This window comes from Catelliglobosispora koreensis DSM 44566 (assembly GCF_000379685.1).
Classification (GTDB): domain Bacteria; phylum Actinomycetota; class Actinomycetes; order Mycobacteriales; family Micromonosporaceae; genus Catelliglobosispora; species Catelliglobosispora koreensis.
In genome coordinates, this window is the sequence record NZ_KB903283.1 from 183,488 (window position 1) to 201,111 (window position 17,624).

A 17,624-nucleotide genomic window follows, 5' to 3' on the forward strand; every position below is an offset into this window, starting at 1 on the left:
GCCATGGTGCAACAACGTCTTCTGCTCCTTCGACTTCCGCCGGACAGCCGGCGGCACTGGAATGCAGTCGGGCGGTTGAGAAGAGGGCTGAGCACATGAACTAACACCGAAGGCGAGACTAGCCATGCTTTGACCAGCGCGGCAGTCGCATCTTCGGCCGATACCGGGTTAGGTGGATCTTTGCTATGTTCATTTCACACTGATCTGGTCAAGCACCAACTTCGCCGCCACCATCGCCCCATCGGCGCTCATCGTTGCAGCCACAGCCTTGGCCCGTGTGTGAGTCCGCGGCGTTAGAGCCGCCTTCAGCGCGGCCGACAGTGACTCGACTGTCGCGATTGGACCATCGTGCGCGGCGCCGATGCCCAGATCAGTGACACGGCCGGCCCAGTACGGCTGGTCGGCTCCCTGCGGCACCACCACTTGCGGCGCACCTGCCCGCGCGGCCGTGTGGGTCGTTCCCGCGCCACCGTGATGCACGACGGCGGCCACCCGGCCAAACAGGGCCTGCTGGTTAACCTCACCGATCGCCAGGCAATCGGCGCCACTGTCGATAAGGGACAAGCCAGCCCAGCCGCGCGAAACAACAACACGCCGCCCCTGTGCGCGGACCGCCTCGATGATCACCCGTGCTCCGTCTTGCGAGCCTCGCATCGGCATGCTGCCAAAGCCCACGTATACCGGAGGCGCGCCGGCCTCTAGGAACGCCACCAACTCACTCGGCAAGGGTCGTTCGTCGGGCAGGACCCAGGCGCCCGTCCGCACGACGCCGAGATCGGCCGACTCCTGCCACGGATCCAGCACCGGATCGGTCGCCAGCAAAGGCTGACGGGTGATGACGTATTCACGGACGTGGTCCACCGGCGACAGGCCGATCGATTTCCGTTGCGTGTTAAGCACTTCACCGAGCAGGGCGTTGATGTTCCGCCCTTCCAAGTCCCACAGGGCGCGATTGTCCTTGACGTCCGGTGGGAACGGCTCACCCGGAGTCGTTAGCCGCGGCGGATGGTGCGGCGTTGGGAGAGTCAGTTGCTGAAACGTCGCGTAGCTATAGGCAAGGCCCAGCTTCTCGGCCACGGAACGCGCACCGGCCACGGCAGGCATCACACCGGTCGCCACCACGGCATCGCACTCCCGCGCCACCGGGGCGAGCTGCGCGAACTGCGCGGCCACCAACTCGGCCGCACGCTGGGGCAGCCCCGCGGCGGTTGGCTTCTCCGCTCCGGTTACCAACGCGTGCAACGATTTCCCAACCGGCACGACCGGCACGCCGATGCTATGGAACCGCTGCGCGAACTCCTCGTCGGGCGGCACGCACGCTACTGCCTCCGCGCCCAGGGCATGCAATGCCGCAGCGAGTGCGGCCAGCGGCTCAATCCCCCCGCGCGAGTCGTATCCCGACAACAACACCCGCATGTCACGACCCCTCAGTGGTAGGTGCTGCAATGCCAGCACAGGATTTCCGCATTCTGCTAGGCGAGCCGTGACAGATCGGCATGGGGCGCGATTTCGAGATCTTCCTGACAGCGACTTCCGCTTCGGTATACGCGAAAGGCCGGCCACCGGCCGGCCTTTCGCGGGCTCGACTGTTAGATAAGCCACCGGTGCCGCTGAACAAACGGCAGCCGTGCCCACCATCGGCCCAGGCCCCACGTTTGGCCTGCGTAAGCGAGTGCCAGCACGATGGCGCTGAGCGCGTAGATGACGTGGTAGTCGACGACGGGGTTGGTCGAGCCGCTCGGGGTTCCCTCGGCGGTGGTGCGGTCGAGGGGAAACTCCGCGAGCCACATCATGCCCATCATGATCGTGGCGGCCACAGCGGCCAAGCGCATGCCGATGCCCAGGATCAGGGCGACACCGATTCCAGCTAGGCCACCCATGAACAGCCAGTCAGCCCATCCTGTGCCGGCGATGTCGTGGAAGAACGTCTGCAACCATGCTGGCCCGACCTCCACGTTGGACAGGAAGCCCCTGGTCGGAGACCCGCCATTGATCCAGGCGCGAGCGCTGGGCGTGGCGAAGCCAAAGCCGAAGGTCTTGTCCAGGAACGCCCACAGGAACACAGCACCCGTGGCGATCCGAAGGACGGCAAGCGCACGCGCCGCGGTGTGGGTCAGCATTGGCCCGGGTGCCTCGGCACGTTCACGTTCGAAGACTGAGTGTTTTTGCGGTGAGGTGGTCATGGCAATCTCCCGTTGACCTTCCTGATTTCTCTGACGCCTCCACCTTCACCCGGCCAACGGATTTGCGCCTGAGCACAACCGCCCGAGGACAGCGGGACCAAAGACCCGTGTTAGGCCGCCGTGCGGTGCCTGTTCCACCAGGAGACTGCGGGCCCTGCGGCAGGTACAGTCATGAGCGCCCAGCGCGCACCATACAAGTCGCGGAAACCTTCCTTCGCGATGGCGTCAGGCATCGATAGCCTGAAGCTGGAGTTTGATGAGCAACGCGACCGCCACCGCTGTACCCGTGCCTGCTCCGAAACCGCTGCCCAAGCCGTTGCTTGACGAACGCCAGTCCACGGCGGCTGGCATCACGATGTGGATCTTTGTGGTCCTGCCGTTCATCGCGTTGATCGCGGCTGTGCCGCTCGCGTGGGGCTGGGGGCTGACAGTTGTCGATATCGTTTTGGCGGTGACGGTCTATCTCGTGGCCGGGTTCGGTGTGACAGCGGGCTTTCACCGCTACCTGACCCACGGGGCGTTCAAGAGCCGGCGGTGGCTGCGCATCACGCTCGCCGTGGCTGGATCGCTTGCGGTGCAAGGGTCGCCAACGCAGTGGGTGGCTAACCACCGCCGTCATCACGCGTTTTCTGACCGGGAGGGCGATCCCCACTCGCCGTGGCGTTACGGAACCGGCGTCGGAGCGCTGCTCAAAGGTCTCGGCTACGCCCACGTGGGCTGGATGCTGCGCCGGGAGCTGAGCAACCGGTCGCGGTTCGCACCCGATCTTGTCGCCGACCGCGATATGCAGCTCGTTGGCCGCCTGTTCGGGCCGCTTGTCGTGCTGTCTCTCGGTGGGCCCGCTCTCGTCGGCGGACTGGTCACGGGCACGTGGACCGGGGCGCTGACCGCGTTCTTCTGGGCTGGCATTGTGCGCATGGCGCTGCTTCATCACGTCACGTGGTCAGTTAATTCGGTCTGTCACGTCTTCGGTGAGCGTCCGTTCGCCAGCAAAGACAAGGCGACCAACTTCTGGCCACTGGCGATCTTGTCGTTTGGGGAGAGCTGGCATAACTCGCACCACGCGGACCCGACCGGGGCCCGGCACGGTGTCCTTCGGGGCCAGATTGACCCGTCAGCGCGCCTGATTTGGGTCTTCGAGAAGCTCGGCTGGGCCTATGACGTGCGCTGGCCGGTAACCGAGCGTTTGCAGGCCAAACGTGTGCTCCTCGCCACAGATCAAAAGGGTTAGGGCGGGTCAGCTACACTTCGGTGACGGCATGATCGCGTTTGAAGATCCGCCGCGTCTTCGCTGGAACCTCGCATTCGCGAACTGCCAGCTCTTGAGTTCGGAGAATGTATGGCGGTCAGCCGCCCCATAGACACTTTCACCGGCCTGGGAGTTCCCGGGCCACTTAGCAAACTGCTAGCAGCCGGTGGCATCACGACACCGACCCCGATCCAGGCGCGAACCCTGCCAGACGCTATGGCAGGCCGCGACGTGCTGGGGCGCGGCCAGACCGGCTCAGGCAAGACCTATGCCTTTTTGCTGCCCCTCCTGACCCGGCTCGCGTCTAGCCCGTCGAAGAAGCAGCCTAAGCGCCCCCGGGCCCTGATCCTCGCGCCGACGCGCGAACTGGCGACCCAGATCGAGGCGGCTTTGCTTCCGCTGGCGCAGGCGATGCGCCTGAACACGCTGACGATCTTCGGCGGCGTCGGTGCGCGGCCCCAGATCGAGGGATTGCGCCGCGGCGTCGACATCGTCGTGGCCTGCCCGGGACGGCTCTATGAGCACGTCGAGTCAGGTCACGCCTACCTGGACGCGATCGAAATCACGGTCCTCGATGAGGCCGATCACATGGCGGATCTGGGCTTCCTCCCGGTGGTGCGCCGGCTTCTCGAGCGCACGCCGCGCACGGGCCAGCGGATGCTGTTTTCGGCCACTTTGGACGCTGGCGTCGACGTTCTCGTCCGGCAGTTCATGCGCAAGCCGGTCACACACAGTGTCGACTCGGTGCTGTCCCCGGTGACCAAAATGGAGCATCACGTGCTTCATTTGCGCCGCGAAGACCGCCTTTCTGTCCTCATCGACTTGACGTCGGCGCCGGGCCGCACGGTGGTGTTCACCCGGACCAAGCACGGAGCCAAAAAACTGGCCCGCCAGCTCAACTCCTCCGGCGTTCCGGCCGTCGAGCTGCACGGCAACCTGGCGCAGAACGCCCGCAACCGTAACCTGCAGGCCTTCACCGAAGGCACGTCGAAAACGTTGGTGGCAACAGATATCGCCGCCCGCGGCATCCACGTCGACGATGTGGCACTCGTGATCCACGCCGATCCCCCGGTGGAGCACAAGGCTTACCTGCACCGCTCGGGACGCACAGCCCGGGCCGGCGCCTCTGGCACGGTCGTCACGATCACCACTGACGAGCAGGTCAAAGACGTCCGCGACATGACACGCAAAGCGGGGGTCACCCCCACCATGACTCAGGTTCGCCCAGGCGACGCCATCCTGGCGACGCTTGCCCCGGGCGTGCGCAATCTGGTGCCAGTCGCCGCCGTGCAGCGGACACAGGCTCCCAGAACGCGCCGCCGCTAACTCCCCCGCCACCAAAGGAGCCCCGTTATGGCTGACATCAGTGGGATGACTGAACTGACCCACGAAGCGATGGCTGCGCGCTGGCAACTTGGTCTCGTCACCCCGATGTCGCCGACCATCAACACCTTCGCCAAAACCGATGGCAGCTGGTGGACGGCGAACGCGGCGGCCTGGCTCCGTGTTCCCTTGGCCGAGCACAATGAGCGCCTTGACTTTCACCACGAACGCTTCGGGCGCGTGGATCAGGCTAAGGGCCCAACCCCACCGTCGATTTTCAAGCACCGTTGAAGGTCGCCTTACTCGGGCCGGTGGCCTGGCGCACTCCCCCGCTGCATTACGGGCCGTGGGAACAGGTCACCAGCTTGCTCGCCGAGGGTCTCGTCGCCCGCGGTGTTGAGGTCACTTTGTTCGCGACACTCGACTCGGTGACCACTGCTGTCCTTGATGGGGTGGCGCCACACGGGTACGCCGAGGATCCGTCCATGGACGGCCGCGTGTGGGAAGCGCTGCACGTGTCGCACGCGCTGGAGCGCTCGGCGGAATTTGACTTGGTGCACAACCATCTCGACTGGCTGCCGCTGGCGTTCTCAGCGCACAGCAAGGCCCCTATGCTGACAACGATCCACGGCTTTTCCGGCCCGGCGATCGTCCCCGCGTACACCCGGGGAAAATCTCATTATGTGTCCATTTCAGACGCTGACCGGTCACCTGAGCTCGACTATGCCGCGACCATCTATCACGGCATCGACTTCGCTGACTTTCCCTTTAGCGCCACTGGCGGCCCGGGGCTCGTGGCGTTCGGCCGGATCCATCCCGACAAGGGAACGCACACCGCTATCGAGATCGCCCGGCTCGCGGGGCTGCCGCTCACGATTTGCGGCATCGTCCAAGACGACCGGTATTTCAAGGAACAGGTCGCTCCGCATATCGATGGGATGCGGGTGACCTACCTCGGTTCGGTGGGCCCGGAGCAAAGAGGACAGATCCTGTCGCAGAGCCTGGCTCTCCTGCACCCGATCGCCTTCCCTGAGCCGTTTGGACTGTCCGTCGTGGAGGCGATGGCATGTGGCACACCAGTGGTGGCCTATCCGCTTGGCTCGATGTCCGAAGTGGTCGACGAAGGGGTAACGGGGCGTTTAGTTCACTCTGCCGGTGAAGCGGCGCAAGCTGTCGCGCAAATCACCACCATTGATCGTTCCGGATGCCGCGCCCAGGCCAGGACCCGCTTCAGCGCTGAACGCATGGTCAATGATTACCTAAGTGTGTATAGCGCGCTTACCAGCTGATATCCCCTAGATGCTAGGGTCCAAGAGGCGCCTGCCGAGTTCCTGGCGCACCCGTTCCGCTCGCCACACACGCTGACGCAGCGGACCGCCTTCACCGCGTGAGGACTGTTCCGTCCGCGGAGCCGTCCGATGATCGGAAGGCATTTTCGTGACAACCAGTTATGGCTTCGTCAGCACTCATCCGCCGACGGAGTGTGGTTTAGCCACCTTCAATTCCGCATTAGTTAGTCATCTCGCCAAAAACGACAGCCGCAGTGGAATCGTGCGCGTCATCGCCGGCGGGGAAAGCGGCACAAGCGATCCCCGTGTGGTGCACACGTGGTCTGACGGTGACGTGGAAGGCTGGCGTCCCGCGGCCAAGGCTCTCAACGCTTTCGACGCCGTTGTCGTCCAGCACGAATATGGCATCTATCCCGGCGAGGACGGCCACGATGTGGTGCCCTTGCTGCACGAGCTTGAAGTGCCCAGCATGGTTGTGCTGCACACGGTGCTAACGAACCCGACGCACCGGCAAAAGGCTGTGCTGGAAGAGGTCGTACGCGCCGCTAGTGCTGTCATCACCATGACGAGCACCGCTCGCGACCGGTTGCTGGCGGGCTACGCGGTCGACCCGCACAAGGTAAACGTCATCCCGCACGGCGCCGGCGATCACGATCGTGCCAGTGCGAGCAAGGGGCCTCGCCCGCATCTGCTGACGTGGGGACTTCTAGGCCCCGGCAAGGGCATCGAGTGGGCGTTGCGTGCCGTGGGCCGGCTTCGGGACCTGAATCCGCGTCCGATGTATACGATCGCGGGCAAGACTCATCCCAGAGTCCTGGAGCACAGCGGTGAGGAATACCGCACCGGCCTGCAAAACCTAACTGAGCTGTTGTGCATTTCGGATTCGGTGCGTTTCGACGCCACTTACCTCGATGACGCTTCGCTAAGCCGCCTGATTCGTTCAGCGGATGTCGTGGTCCTGCCCTATGACTCACGCGAGCAGGTCACCTCGGGTGTCCTCATCGAAGCTATGGCCGCCGGAATCCCTGTCGTAGCAACACCTTTCCCGCACGCGGTAGAGGTGCTCACCGACGGGCCGGGCCTGCTAGTTCCCCATGGCGACCCGCAGGCGATGGCCACCGCGATTCGCGAAATCATCACCAAGCCCGCTTTCGCCACGAGTCTGCTTAGCGCGCCGACCCCGGCAACGTCGCGGTGGCCGGATGTCGCGGGCCAATACGCGGCCCTGGCCAAGCGGCTTCTCGCGGCCGGACCGCTGCCAGTCGCCGTGCCGGCATGATCGCGCCGAGACCCGATTTCGCGCATCTGCGCAGACTCACCGATGACACGGGCCTGTTTGAACACGCCCGTCACGCCACGGCGCGCCGGGCTCACGGCTATTGCACCGACGATGTGGCCCGCGGGCTTGTCGTCACCTGCCGGCAACCGGATCCAGACCAGAGTGTCCTAGGCCTCGCTGAGGTTTACCTGACGTTCCTGTGTCATGCGCAAGACAAGTCGGGTGCCTTTCACAACCGGCTCGGCTTCGACCGCCAATGGCAGGATCCGGCCGGCCTCGGCGACTGGTGGGGCCGTGCCTTGTGGGGCCTCGGAACCGCGGCGGCACACAGTCCGTTGCCTTGGCTGCGGACCGAGGCGCTGTGCGCCTTCGCCCTTGGCGCGGCCCAGCGTTCGGCAGACCCGCATGCCATGGCGTTCGCGGGACTTGGTGCGGCGCAAGTGTTACACCGCTATCCCGAGGACACCGCCGCGGCCAGTCTGCTCGCCGATGCCGCAGCCACCGTGAGCGTGCTGCCGGCCGATCCCGCGTGGCCCTGGCCGGTCAAGCGGCTCACCTACGCCAATGCCGCCTTGGCCGAAGTCGTCATCCTCGCCGGGCACGTCGCCAAAGACCAGCTCCTGCTAGGACGTGGCTTGGTGATGCTGAAGTGGCTGCACACTGTCCAATCTGGACCAGACGGGCTGTCGGTTATTCCAGCCGGTGGCTGGAATCTGGGGGAGGAACGCGGCGATCGCGACCAGCAGCCCATTGAAGTGGCGGCACTGGCTGACGCCTACGCGACGGCGTTCGCGGTCACGGGCGATCCCGTCTGGCAAACGTATCTCCAGCAAGCGGTGTCCTGGTTCTGCGGAAACAACGACACCGCGACGGTGATGTGGGACCCCAGCACTCACGGCGGCTACGACGGGCTCACGCCCGAAGGGCCAAACCTCAATCAGGGCGCCGAATCCACCCTGGCGTTCCTGTCCACCATGCAACATGCCCAACGGATGGCCCCTATATGACACCCGAACTCGCGGTCCGCCTCACCACGACTATCCCGCCGGACCCGCGACGGGTCATTATCAAGCTTTTCGTGCCCGGCGAAGACGCTGCCGTAGTACGCACCCGGGCTTCTGGTCTGGTGGAACGAATCGCGGCGCTCGGCGAAGCAGAGACCCGGGCCTTGCTCGACGAAACGCTGGCCCGCTTCGGCGATCGGCACGACGACCTCGAATCGACTTTCCTGCACCACTTCGCGCTGATCCGGCACCGGGTCAGCGCCGAGCAAAACCTATCCCCCGCGGCGCAGAGTCTGATTGGCGCTTTCTTCAGCCATGAGTACGCCGTGGAAGCCGCCGCCCTATGCAACCCGTCCATGGTGGAGCATCCAGATCAGTCTGGATTGGACAGTGGGCGGCTGCGAGCGGTGCTCAGCACACGTCAGGTCGGCGAGGGGCATCTGTCGTCCATAGGCTTCGCCACTGTCGTGCTCGGCCCGGGCCAGAGCTTGGACGTGTCAACCCGTTCAGGCCCTTTACAAGTGGGTGTACGAAGCAGCGCTAGTCACCGCCGTGATCTGCTCGCCGCGGGGCTAGCCGGGGAAGACTTCGACAACGAAGTCACCGCGACCGTGCTGGGCCTGCTGCCCGAACGCTTCAACGACGACGAGTTCGTGCGTGTCCTGCGGCAGATCCCCGACGAGTTGCTCAGCCGTGCCAACGCGCAGCAGACGCTGGACCAAATGCGCCGTGCCATCTCCGAAAGCTATGTGGCCTCGTTTGCCCCCGCGACACCGCTGGAGCACCGGGTCTTGTGGCCCGTGTCGGCCTCGGAACGCAACGGCATGGAAGACGCCCGCTTCGTCAAAGTGTCCGATGACCAAGGCAGACAGACCTACCGGGCGACTTACACGGCTTATGACGGCAGGCATATCGGGTCACGGATGATCAAGAGTGACGATCTGAGTGAGTTTGAGATCAGCCCAATGCGCGGCCCCGGCGCGGGCAACAAGGGCATGGCGTTGTTCCCGCGTACGGTGGCTGGACGCCATCTCGCGCTGTGCCGCTCAGACGGGGAAACCCTTGGCCTGACGGCCATAAGTGAGCACAACCGCTGGGAGGCGCCGGTGCCACTGCTGCGCCCTAGCCACGGCTGGAACCTCATCCAGGTCGGCAACTGTGGCTCGCCACTGGAGACTGACGCGGGCTGGCTCGTGCTCACCCATGGCGTCGGGCCTATGCGCCAATACGCCATCGGAGCTCTCCTGCTCGATTTGGAGCACCCTGAACGGGTCATCGGCGAGCTGCCCGGTGTGCTGCTCACTCCACACGAGACAGACCGCGATGGTTACGTGCCCAACGTGGTGTATTCGTGCGGTGGCCTGATCCATGACGGCACGCTTTGGCTGCCCTATGGCGCCAGTGATGCCCGCATCGGCTTCGCCACGGTGCCGCTGCAAACACTCATCAACGCGATGGCATAACTCAGGACCGTGGTGGTGCCGTGCTTTCGCGGATGACAAGTTCCGTCGCGAGCTCCATGCGCGGGCTTTCCAGCTTCTCCCCCTGCACCAGGCGAAGCACCGTGCGAGCGGCCACCATCCCCATTTGCGATAACGGCTGCCGGATCGTCGTCAGCGGCGGCGAACTCCAGCGCACCTCGGGCAGATCGTCGAACCCGATGATGCTGACGTCCTCGGGAACTCGCATCCCCCGGCGGCGGACCGCCTCGTATGCCCCCAGAGCCATCTGGTCGCTGGAGGCGAAGATGGCGGTCGGTGGTTGTGCGAGCGCGAGCAGCTTGGTGCCGCCAGCGAATCCGGAGGCGTGGTAGAAGTCGCCTTGGTAGATAAGGTGTTCGTCCACGGGAAGCCCGGCCGCCTCCAAGGCGGTGCGGTATCCGTCGAGTCGCGCGCGGCTGCACAATAGCTGCGGCTGCCCTGCGATGAAACCAATGCGCCGGTGCCCGAGGCCAAGAAGGTGCTCGGTCGCGGCTAGGCCGCCGGCCCAGTTGGAGGCGCCAATTGTTGGGGCGTCAAGCAATGGCACGCCCGCGGGGTCGACGATCACGGCCGGAATGTTGAGGCGCCGTAGCTCGGCCTGCTGCGGCGCGTTCAGTGCCGAGGTCACGATGATGACGCCGTCGGTCGCGCGCGCCTGCAGGTTTTCCAGCCATTGCCGCGCCGAGGAGGACCGGCGATGTATCGCTGACACGACGGTGCCGATGCCAGCGGCGTGAGCGACTTCCTCTACCCCGCGCATGATCTCGACCGCCCACGGGCTGTCCAAATCGCTGAACACAAGGTCAATCAGCCCAGAGCTGGGGCGCGGCCCGGATGCCCGGCGCTGATAGCCGTGACGGGTCAGCAAGTCCTGGACGCGTTCACGGGTGTCGGCCGAAACGTCGGAACGCCCATTGATGACACGCGAAACGGTCGGCACGGACACGCCAGCCTCAGCCGCGATCTCAGCGATCGTGATCTTACGGCTAGGTTCCTCGGCGGCCGGAAGCTTCTTACTCACGCCGCCAGCCTATCGACCGGTCTATGTGCATCCGATTCATCCCTTGCTTGCCCCGCCGAGAAGGCCACCGACAAGGTGCCGTTCCGCGACAGCGTAGAAGCCAAGCGCCGGCACCATCGACAGCACAACGTAAGCCAGCACTCTGGCCGTGTCCGTGGCGTACTGCCCTTGGAAGGCCGACACCCCGATCGGCAAGGTCCACCAGCTCTGGTCGGTGAACACGACAAGCGGGAGCATGAAGTTGTTCCAGCTCGCCACGAGAGCCAGCACGCTGACGGTCGCCAGCGCGGGCCGCGATAGGGGCAGCAGAATGCGCCAGAAGAACGCGAACGCCCCGCAGCCGTCAAGGGTCGCGGCTTCCTCGATTTCAGCGGGGATCGTGCGGAAGAAGCCGCGCAGGATGATGATCGTGACCGGCAGCGCGAAAGCGGCCTGCGGCAGGATGACCCCGAGCGGATTGTCCAGCAGGCCAATGTTTCGCAGCAAAATGAACAGCGGCAAGATCGCGACCGCGAAGGGGAACATCAGCCCCACGCCGAAGACAGTGAACAGCGCTTCCCTGCCACGGAAACTGAACCGGGCGAAAATATAGGCCGCCATGGACGAGGCGCCGACGACCACGAACACGGTGGCCAGCGCGATGATGGTGCTGTTGGCCAGCTGACGCCAGAAGACGCCGGAGCTAAGAATGCCGGTGTAGTTCTCCGGCACCCACGGGTCGGGCAGCCCGATGGGGTTGGTGGTGAGCTGGCCGTTGTCTTTGAATCCACCGAGCACTCCAAACACGACCGGGATGACGATGAGTGCCCCGATCGCGATCGAGATCCCATGCAACGCAACCTGCTTTGGCCTCGTCATCGCTGGACTCCCCGGGTCGTGATGGCGCCCTCCAGGTCGCGGCGCATGACGAAGCGCTGATAGAAGATGGCGAAAATCAGGCTCAGCAAGAACATGATGATGCTGATCGCGCTGGCGTAGCCGACCTCGAACCGGCGGAAACCATAGGAGAACATTGTCACCGCGAGCGTCTCCGAGGCGTGGATCGGGCCGCCACCGGTGAGAACCCAGACCATGTCAAACAACTGGATCGACCCGATGATGGAAAGGAAGACGCTGATGCGAATCGTCGGGCCCAGAAGCGGCAGCGTCACATGACGGAAAGTCTGCCAGGCACTGGCACCGTCGGTAATGGCCGCCTCGCCTAGTTCGCGCGGGATGCTCTGCCGGCCGGCGAGGTAGAGAACCATGTGGAAGCCGAAATATTTCCATGACACGACGAAGAACAGTGCGTAGATGACGGTCGCTGGATCGGCGAAGACCGCCACGCCTTCGGCTCCAAACACCGCGGCGATCTGCTCACCTAAACCGCGATCGGGCGAGAAGACCAGGGTGAACAGGACCGCCGTCGTGACTTCAGATAGGACATACGGCGCGAAGAAGATGACGCGGTAGACAGCGCGCCCCCGTAGCGGCTGGTTGAGCAGCATCGCCAGCGCTAGCGAAAAGGGCAACTGAATCACCACGGACAGCACGACAAGCAGAAGCAACCGCGTGAGGTCGCCGAGAAAAACCGAGTCACCAAAGGCGCGGGTGAAATTATCAATACCAACGAAGTTTTCTGGTACGCCGAAGCCGTTCCATTTGAACAAACTGGTGTAGCCGGCCACCAGGATCGGCAATAGCACCAGCAGAACGAACAAAACCAGTGCCGGAGCTAGAAAGACGGCGATGGTTCCCGCGCCGCGCAAGGTGGGCCGGTGGCCACGCTTGCGCGTGGCCACCGGAGACGAAACCCGGTTCATCGTTGCGGCTCCACTACTGGCTCTTGGCCACTGACGTGATGTCTTTGACGATCTGCTCTGGTGACTTGGATCCGGCGACCAGTTCGGCGACGCTGTCGTTGACTTGTGCCCCGAGCGCCGGCGGGTAGGCCTGGTCCAAGTAGAGCTGAAAACCGGTCGCGGCGGCCAGAGTCGAAGCGACAGTCTTGGCGTTGACGTCCTTGATAGCGTCGGCTGCCGCCTTGACGGTCGGCAGCACGGCGCCGGTGTCGGTCGCCTTGCGCTGATTTTCCGCGGTCAGCAGGTGTTTGAGGAATTCCGTTGTGGACGCTGGCGCGTTCTTGCCGACCGAGAAGCCGTTGCCGCCGCCAAACACCTCGGACAAGGAGCCTTTGCCACCGGCGACGGCAGGGAAGGGGAAGAATCCCAGTTTGTCGCCGAGGCCCTTCTTACTCGTTGACTGTGCTTCCTGGACGGCGGGGGCCCACTGTCCCATGAGTTCCATCGCCGCGTTGCCGTTACCCATGACACCGGCCTGGCCATCGGGTGAGCCGTATGCGGCGCCGAGGAATCCTTTTTGGAACGGCTGCAGGTCGATGAGCTCCTTGAAACGCTGGCTGGCCGTGATGAAATCTGGCTTGTCGAAGTTGCGCTCAGAGGCTGCTTGCTGCAGGGCCGACAGGCCGCCCACGCGCATCGACAGGTAAGACCAGTAGAAGTGGGCGGGCCATTTTTCCTTACCCGCCAAGGCGATCGGGGTGATCCCGGCGGCCTTGAGCTTGCTCACCACGACAAGCAGGTCGGCCCACGTGGCGGGCGCTGCCGTGATGCCGGCTTTCGCGAAAAGCTCCTTGTTGTACCAAAAGCCGACCATGCCGACGTCAAACGGCACGCCGTAGATGCGGCCGTCGATGGTGAACGGCTGCACCGACGCCGGTAGCAGGGTGTCGGCCCACGGCTTGACGTCGTTGGTGATGTCCTTGACCAGTCCGGCATCGACCTGCTGTTTGAGCCCGCCGCCGCCCCACGACTGAAACAGGTCCGGCGGCGAGCCAGCCTGGGTGGCGGTCGTGAGCTTGGCCTTGAACGCCTCGTTTTCCAGCGGCTGGATGGTGATGTTCACGTTCGCGTGCGTGGCCTGGAAGTCCTTGGCCATCGCCGCCCAGACCCCGAGCATGGGGTCGTTGTTCTGGATGTGCCACCAGTTGATGGTCTGCTTCCCATCGCCCGGCTCATCGTTGCCGCAGGCCCCTAGCAGGATCGCACTGGCGCCCGCGCCAGCTAATCCCAGCAATGACCTTCGCGTGACGTTGTAATCCATAGCCATCCCTTCGAGATGGATTTCCGAAAGTTTCAGCGAGCATCCGGCGAATTTCGGTTCGATGATGGGCAGGTTACGACCATAAAACCAGCGCGGTCAAGACCTGTTGCGCGGTATGCCGAACAGTTATCGTGTGCCATAACTTCCGATAACTAGCACTTGTCTACCGGAAACTTTCGGAGACGAAGGCATCGATAGGAGCGCCCATGTTCACCGAAACCACCGACGTGATGACGGCTGCCCAGGTGATCCGCAATCCCGTCCTGCGTGGCTTCCATCCCGATCCGTCGATTCTTCGCGTGGACGGCGACTACTACCTGGCGACCTCGACCTTCGAGTGGTATCCCGGGGTGCGGCTGCACCACTCACGCGATCTGGTGCACTGGCGGCCTATCGGCGGCATCATCACCGAGCGCAGGCTTCTGGACTTGCGTGGCTGCGGTGACTCCAACGGCATCTGGGCGCCGGATCTCACCTACGCTGATGGGCTTTTCCATCTCGTCTATAGCGATGTCGCGAGCTTCGCCAGCGGCTACTGGGACCCGCAGAACTATCTCATCACCGCGCCGGACATCGCCGGCCCCTGGTCTGACCCGGTGCCCCTGCACGCCCATGGTTTCGACGCCTCGCTCTTTCACGACGAAGATGGCTCCAGCTGGCTGCTGGCGATGAGCGCCGACTGGCGCCCCGGCCGCAATCGCTTTGGTGGCATAGAAATCCAGCGTTACGACCGCAGCGCACGGCGCTTGACCGGCGCGGCGACTGTCATCTTCGAGGGCACCGCGGCTGGCATGACCGAGGGCGCGCATCTGCACCAGCGCGACGGCTGGTACTACCTGATCACGGCAGAAGGCGGAACGAGCTGGGAACACCAGGTCACCGTGGCCCGTTCCCGCAACCTATTTGGACCTTACGAGGCGGCACCCGACGGCCCGCTGCTCACCTCAGCTGGCCGGCCAGACCTGCCCTTGCAAAAGGCCGGGCACGGCAGCCTCGTGGAAACGCAGCACGGCGAGTGGTACCTGGCCCACCTTGTCGCCCGTCCCTACACGCCACTGGGCCGGTGCGTGCTCGGCCGTGAGACCGCTATCCAGCGCGTTGACTGGCCACAGGACGGCTGGCCTGCCATCGCCGGCGGCCTCCCCGCCATCGAAGTGCCGGCGCCCACGCTGCCACTGCATCCGTGGCCGCACGAGTCCGCCATCGATCACTTTGACGATCCCGAGCTCGGCCACGCATGGTCGACCTTGCGCCGCCCGGCCGAACCCGACTGGGTCGACCTGCGCACGCGCCCGTCGCACCTGCGCGTCCGGGGTGGACAGTCGCCCGTCGGCCGCCAGTCACCGAGCCTCATCGCCCGCCGGGCCGGGGCCATCAACTGCTCACTGGAGACGCTTGTCGAGTTCAACCCGGTCAGCCACCGGCATCTGGCCGGGATCACCGGCTACTACAACACCGCGAACTGGCATTTCGCCTACATCACCCGCGCCGACGACGGCCGGAGGGTGCTGGAACTGCTCAGCTGCGTTAGCGGCCGGCTGATAGCGCACCCGGAGTACACCGTCGACATTGGACAGACCGGTGCCGTGGGCATCCGGGTCAGTTTCGAGGGACCGCGGCTGCGCTTCGCCTACCGGACAGCAGCCGTTGGCTGGCAACAGATTCCGGCCGACCTCGACGCCACCATCCTGTCCGACGAGCATGCTGCCCGCATTGTCGACGGAGAGCCGGAGGCCTGGGGTTTCACCGGAGCCTTCCTCGGATTGTGGGTGCAGGATCTCGGCGCTGACGGCGTGCACGCCGACTTCGACTACGCCACCTATCTCGAGGGCTAGTTCATTCCGCACCGAAAGAAGGGAAGCTTCATGAAATGGAAACGATGGCTTGGCCTCGGCACCGTGCTGGTGACAGCTGGGCTGTTCAACGTCGTGCCAGCTTCTGCCGGTCTGAACGGCCGTCCCGCGGATCAGAGCCTTCGGGCACTCGCGGACCGGCATAAGCTCTATATCGGTATGGCCGTGGACATGGACGCTCTGGCCAACACCGCCGAACCGCAGTACCGACAGCTCATCGCGTCACAGTTCAACACGGTCACCCCCGAGAACGTGATGAAATGGGGACTTCTCGAACCGACGCGTGGCACCTACAACTGGGGACCGGCCGACGAGCTGATCGCTTTCGCCCAAGCCAACAATCAGCGGGTACGCGGCCACGCGCTCATGTGGCACAACCAGCTCCCGGAATGGCTCACTGCGGGCGTCAGCAATGGCACCATCAGCAAACCGGAGCTACGCGAACTGCTGCGCAACCACATCACCAACGTCGTCACCCATTTCAAGGGCAAGATCTGGCAGTGGGATGTCGTCAACGAAACCGCTAGCGACCCTTGGGACACGCCCGAGGGCATTCGGTACCGCGGCTGGTGGATCGATCAGCTCGGCCCGGGCATCATCGCTGACGCGTTCCGCTGGGCCCGCGCGGCTGACCCGAAAGCGCTGTTGTTTTACAACGACTACAACCTCGAGTCGTTCGGATCGCGCGACGGGCACGACAAGGTGCAGTTCGTCTACAACATGGCCAAGCAGCTACGGGCCGACGGCGTGCCCATAGACGGCGTCGGCAGCCAGGGTCACCTCGGCACGCAGTACGGCAACTATGACGCGATTCAGGTCGCCGACACCCTCAATGCCTTCGCCAATCTGGGCCTCGCCACCGCGTATACCGAAGTGGACGTTCGCAGCCAGATGACACCCGGCGTCGTGGCAGGCGATTCCAACGAGATCAACCCACGGCTTCAGGCCTCCGCGGCGAACTACAGCATCCTGCTGCAAGGTTGCCTGGCTAGCCGGCACTGCCTGTCGTTTACCGTCTGGGGTCTGACCGACAAGCACTCGTGGGTGCCGGACTGGTTCAGCAACCCGCCGGAAGGACTGGCCACTCTTTACGACGAGAACTATCAGCCCAAGCGCGCCTTCAACGTGGTGAAAGCAGATCTGATGTTCGCCGGCCCGCCTTACGTGCTCCCCCGCATCCCGCACAAGCCAAAGCACTAAATAGCGACAGGGCCCGGGCACATGTCCGGGCCCTGTGTCCTAAAAGGACGCACAGGACTCACGCCTCATCACGCGGATCGGGCAGACTCGGGTGGTCGGTCGGGTAAAGACCTGCCGCGAAGCCGTAAACCGTGTCGCCCGAGCGCGGCAGTTCCGAGAATTCGCGCATCAGAGCCTCCACGCGCCGCCAGAACTGCGACGCGGCTGACGCCGGGATGCGCACGTGGCGAAGCGTCGTATAGAGCGTGTCCGCCTCGTGCGCTGGCACCGACTCGGCTGCCGCGACAGACAAACCGTTGATGCACACCGGAGTTGACGTGTCTCCGGGGCGTCTGACGACCGCGACCCGGATCGTGCGCCCGGTGCGGCCGTAATATCGCTCCTCTATCGCTCTCACGCGCCGGGTGCGCACCACGCGCAGCATCCCGGCGTCGAGAAGGACATTGACGTGATGCGCGACAGTGCTGTTGGGCCGGCCCGCGGCGGCGGCCAGCTCGGCGACAGTCGCGGCGCGCTCAAGCACCAAATCGAGAATGGTGCTGCGCAACGGATCAGCGATCGCCTTGAGTTGCGCGGGCGTCGCTACCTCGACCGTGTCAGGCAGGTCGTAATCTGGGACTCTGCTATTGCTCGACATTGT

The 17,624-nt window shown here is 64.4% G+C and carries 16 protein-coding genes; 9 read left to right on the forward strand and 7 right to left on the reverse strand.

Going from position 1 to position 17,624, the window contains the following annotated elements; all coding sequences use genetic code 11:
- Positions 1 to 189: 189 nt before the first annotated feature.
- Positions 190 to 1,416 carry a glycosyltransferase gene (locus A3E1_RS0126520; RefSeq protein ID WP_020523818.1) on the reverse strand — a complete coding sequence of 409 codons (1,227 nt, stop codon included), beginning with the start codon at positions 1,414 to 1,416 and terminating at the stop codon, positions 190 to 192.
- 173 nt (positions 1,417 to 1,589) lie between these two features.
- Entirely contained in the window at positions 1,590 to 2,183 is a 594-nt protein-coding gene (locus tag A3E1_RS0126525) for a DoxX family membrane protein (protein WP_020523819.1), read from the reverse strand.
- 256 nt (positions 2,184 to 2,439) lie between these two features.
- Here A3E1_RS0126525 and A3E1_RS0126530 point away from each other — a divergent pair, with 256 nt between their 5' ends.
- The 7 genes from A3E1_RS0126530 (at position 2,440) to A3E1_RS0126560 (ending at position 9,790) form a co-directional block, all read left to right on the forward strand.
- Positions 2,440 to 3,414, forward strand: a complete 975-nt coding sequence (locus A3E1_RS0126530; protein ID WP_020523820.1) for an acyl-CoA desaturase — start codon at positions 2,440 to 2,442, stop codon at positions 3,412 to 3,414.
- Positions 3,415 to 3,522: 108 nt separating this feature from the next.
- The gene (locus A3E1_RS0126535; RefSeq protein ID WP_020523821.1) at positions 3,523 to 4,758 is read left to right on the forward strand and encodes a DEAD/DEAH box helicase; all 1,236 of its coding nucleotides are present in this window, start codon (positions 3,523 to 3,525) and stop codon (positions 4,756 to 4,758) included.
- 27 nt (positions 4,759 to 4,785) lie between these two features.
- Positions 4,786 to 5,046 carry a hypothetical protein gene (locus A3E1_RS0126540; protein ID WP_020523822.1) on the forward strand — a complete coding sequence of 87 codons (261 nt, stop codon included), beginning with the start codon at positions 4,786 to 4,788 and terminating at the stop codon, positions 5,044 to 5,046.
- Entirely contained in the window at positions 5,043 to 6,044 is a 1,002-nt protein-coding gene (locus A3E1_RS0126545) for a glycosyltransferase family 4 protein (protein ID WP_026208866.1), read from the forward strand. Before A3E1_RS0126540 ends, A3E1_RS0126545 begins: the two co-directional genes overlap by 4 nt.
- A 148-nt stretch (positions 6,045 to 6,192) precedes the next feature.
- Positions 6,193 to 7,323, forward strand: a complete 1,131-nt coding sequence (locus A3E1_RS0126550) for a glycosyltransferase (RefSeq protein ID WP_020523824.1) — start codon at positions 6,193 to 6,195, stop codon at positions 7,321 to 7,323.
- Complete coding sequence (locus A3E1_RS0126555) at positions 7,320 to 8,330, forward strand: hypothetical protein (RefSeq protein ID WP_020523825.1); 1,011 nt, start codon at positions 7,320 to 7,322, stop codon at positions 8,328 to 8,330. Before A3E1_RS0126550 ends, A3E1_RS0126555 begins: the two co-directional genes overlap by 4 nt.
- On the forward strand, positions 8,327 to 9,790 hold the full coding sequence (locus A3E1_RS0126560) for a glycoside hydrolase family 130 protein (protein WP_020523826.1): 1,464 nt from the start codon (positions 8,327 to 8,329) through the stop codon (positions 9,788 to 9,790). The genes A3E1_RS0126555 and A3E1_RS0126560 overlap by 4 nt, the downstream gene beginning before the upstream one ends.
- Before the next feature lies 1 nt (position 9,791).
- Here A3E1_RS0126560 and A3E1_RS0126565 read toward each other — a convergent pair whose 3' ends face one another.
- Genes A3E1_RS0126565 through A3E1_RS0126580 form a run of 4 tightly spaced genes read right to left on the reverse strand, consistent with a single transcriptional unit; the run spans position 9,792 to position 13,931 of the window.
- Positions 9,792 to 10,829: a LacI family DNA-binding transcriptional regulator gene (locus A3E1_RS0126565; RefSeq protein ID WP_020523827.1), complete on the reverse strand. Its 1,038-nt coding sequence runs from the start codon at positions 10,827 to 10,829 to the stop codon at positions 9,792 to 9,794.
- A gap of 36 nt (positions 10,830 to 10,865) precedes the next feature.
- Positions 10,866 to 11,687 carry a carbohydrate ABC transporter permease gene (locus A3E1_RS0126570; RefSeq protein ID WP_020523828.1) on the reverse strand — a complete coding sequence of 274 codons (822 nt, stop codon included), beginning with the start codon at positions 11,685 to 11,687 and terminating at the stop codon, positions 10,866 to 10,868.
- Positions 11,684 to 12,631, reverse strand: coding sequence for a carbohydrate ABC transporter permease (locus A3E1_RS0126575; RefSeq protein WP_020523829.1), 948 nt, complete (start codon positions 12,629 to 12,631; stop codon positions 11,684 to 11,686). Before A3E1_RS0126575 ends, A3E1_RS0126570 begins: the two co-directional genes overlap by 4 nt.
- A 13-nt stretch (positions 12,632 to 12,644) precedes the next feature.
- The gene (locus tag A3E1_RS0126580; RefSeq protein ID WP_020523830.1) at positions 12,645 to 13,931 is read right to left on the reverse strand and encodes an extracellular solute-binding protein; all 1,287 of its coding nucleotides are present in this window, start codon (positions 13,929 to 13,931) and stop codon (positions 12,645 to 12,647) included.
- Between the two features lie 206 nt (positions 13,932 to 14,137).
- On the opposite strand from A3E1_RS0126580, the gene A3E1_RS0126585 reads away from it, so the two are divergent.
- Together A3E1_RS0126585 and A3E1_RS0126590 are read left to right on the forward strand one after the other, a co-directional pair.
- A complete protein-coding gene (locus A3E1_RS0126585; RefSeq protein WP_020523831.1) occupies positions 14,138 to 15,766 on the forward strand; it encodes a glycoside hydrolase family 43 protein in 1,629 nt (542 codons plus the stop codon).
- 30 nt (positions 15,767 to 15,796) lie between these two features.
- Positions 15,797 to 16,984: an endo-1,4-beta-xylanase gene (locus A3E1_RS0126590; RefSeq protein WP_020523832.1), complete on the forward strand. Its 1,188-nt coding sequence runs from the start codon at positions 15,797 to 15,799 to the stop codon at positions 16,982 to 16,984.
- A gap of 58 nt (positions 16,985 to 17,042) precedes the next feature.
- Here A3E1_RS0126590 and A3E1_RS0126595 read toward each other — a convergent pair whose 3' ends face one another.
- A complete protein-coding gene (locus A3E1_RS0126595) occupies positions 17,043 to 17,621 on the reverse strand; it encodes a helix-turn-helix domain-containing protein (RefSeq protein ID WP_020523833.1) in 579 nt (192 codons plus the stop codon).
- Positions 17,622 to 17,624: the final 3 nt, after the last annotated feature.

Bases quoted from the DNA above. Each gene is read 5' to 3' on its own strand.
- A3E1_RS0126530 (WP_020523820.1), top strand. From the start codon at position 2,440: ATGAGCAACGCGACCGCCACCGCTGTACCCGTGCCTGCTCCGAAACCG.
- A3E1_RS0126535 (WP_020523821.1), top strand. From the start codon at position 3,523: ATGGCGGTCAGCCGCCCCATAGACACTTTCACCGGCCTGGGAGTTCCC.
- A3E1_RS0126520 (WP_020523818.1), bottom strand. From the start codon at position 1,416: ATGCGGGTGTTGTTGTCGGGATACGACTCGCGCGGGGGGATTGAGCCG.
- A3E1_RS0126590 (WP_020523832.1), top strand. From the start codon at position 15,797: ATGAAATGGAAACGATGGCTTGGCCTCGGCACCGTGCTGGTGACAGCT.
- A3E1_RS0126560 (WP_020523826.1), top strand. From the start codon at position 8,327: ATGACACCCGAACTCGCGGTCCGCCTCACCACGACTATCCCGCCGGAC.
- A3E1_RS0126525 (WP_020523819.1), bottom strand. From the start codon at position 2,183: ATGACCACCTCACCGCAAAAACACTCAGTCTTCGAACGTGAACGTGCC.
- A3E1_RS0126570 (WP_020523828.1), bottom strand. From the start codon at position 11,687: ATGACGAGGCCAAAGCAGGTTGCGTTGCATGGGATCTCGATCGCGATC.
- A3E1_RS0126540 (WP_020523822.1), top strand. From the start codon at position 4,786: ATGGCTGACATCAGTGGGATGACTGAACTGACCCACGAAGCGATGGCT.
- A3E1_RS0126595 (WP_020523833.1), bottom strand. From the start codon at position 17,621: ATGTCGAGCAATAGCAGAGTCCCAGATTACGACCTGCCTGACACGGTC.
- A3E1_RS0126585 (WP_020523831.1), top strand. From the start codon at position 14,138: ATGTTCACCGAAACCACCGACGTGATGACGGCTGCCCAGGTGATCCGC.
- A3E1_RS0126575 (WP_020523829.1), bottom strand. From the start codon at position 12,631: ATGAACCGGGTTTCGTCTCCGGTGGCCACGCGCAAGCGTGGCCACCGG.
- A3E1_RS0126580 (WP_020523830.1), bottom strand. From the start codon at position 13,931: ATGGATTACAACGTCACGCGAAGGTCATTGCTGGGATTAGCTGGCGCG.
- A3E1_RS0126555 (WP_020523825.1), top strand. From the start codon at position 7,320: ATGATCGCGCCGAGACCCGATTTCGCGCATCTGCGCAGACTCACCGAT.